At 74.5% G+C, this 1,108-nt stretch carries 1 protein-coding gene; it reads left to right on the top strand.

Going from position 1 to position 1,108, the window contains the following annotated elements:
* Positions 1 to 1,108 (top strand): LysM peptidoglycan-binding domain-containing protein (locus B7767_RS34465; RefSeq protein ID WP_373408263.1); only part of this gene is annotated, 1,108 nt, incomplete at both ends.

Here is a 1,108-nt window from a genome sequence, read left to right on the forward strand (position 1 = left end):
CGTCCAGCTCGACGGCTCCGAGGAACAGGACGCCGCAGCCGGTGCGGGTGCGGCGGCGGTCGTTCGGGGACTTCGTCAAGGCGTTCCTCGCCTTCGTGGCGTTGGCCGCGCTGCTCGTCGGGGTGCCGTTCGCGCTGGCCGTGACCGCCGGCTGGCCGCTCCCGGGCACGTTCGAACCGATGGAGTGGCTCAAGCAGGACATCTCCGTCCGGACCTTCCTCTCCATCCTGACCTTCGTCGTCTGGCTGGCCTGGGCGCAGTTCACCGCGTGTGTGCTCGTCGAGATGAAGGCCGCGCTGTCGGGGGTCGGGGTGCCCGGGCGGGTGCCCGGGGCCGGGCCCAGCCAGCTGCTCGCCCGGCAGCTCGTCGCCGCCGTGCTGCTCGTCGGTGCCACCGCCGCCAGTTTCACTCCGGGGATCGGCCAGCTCGGGCAGGGCCTGGAGGGGAACCAGCGGCCCGCCGCGGCCGCCGCTCAGCAGACACCCGGGTTCTTCGCCCAGCAGCAGGAGCAGGCGGCCGGTACCGCCGCCGCGCTCGCCGAGCAGGCGTCGCACGCCGAGGCCGCCGCGAGCGCCGGCGCCAAGCAGCGGGGCGACACGAAGTTCTACCGGATCCAGCCGCCCGAGGGACGTCACCACGACTCCCTCTGGGAGATCTCCGAGCGGCACCTCGGTGACGGGCGCCGGTACAAGGAGATCTTCGAGCTCAACAAGGACCGCACCCAGCCCGACGGTTCCAAGCTCTCCGAGGCCAGTCTGATCCGGCCCGGCTGGATCATGGAGATGCCCGGCGACGCGCGCGGCGGCGACCTCGTCGAGATGCCGGACGAGGCACCCGAGGTCTCGCCCGAGGTGCGGCAGCAGATCCGCGACTACGACAGGACCGGGGACCACGCGCAGGGGGGCGGCGGCAGCGGTGCCGCCCAGGTCTCCGTTCCCGAGCAGCGGCCCGCCCCCGAGCCCGCCCCCGCGCCCGCGCCCGCGAACGACGACGCCGGTCACCGGCAGCACGCCGCCCCCGCCCAGGACTCCTCCTTCGGTCTCCCCGAAGCCCTCCTCGCCGCGCCCCTCCTGGCCGCCGGTCTCCTCGGCGCGCTCGGGCACCGGCG

The sequence above is a fragment of the Streptomyces sp. 13-12-16 genome (assembly GCF_002114215.1).
Taxonomy (GTDB): domain Bacteria; phylum Actinomycetota; class Actinomycetes; order Streptomycetales; family Streptomycetaceae; genus Streptomyces.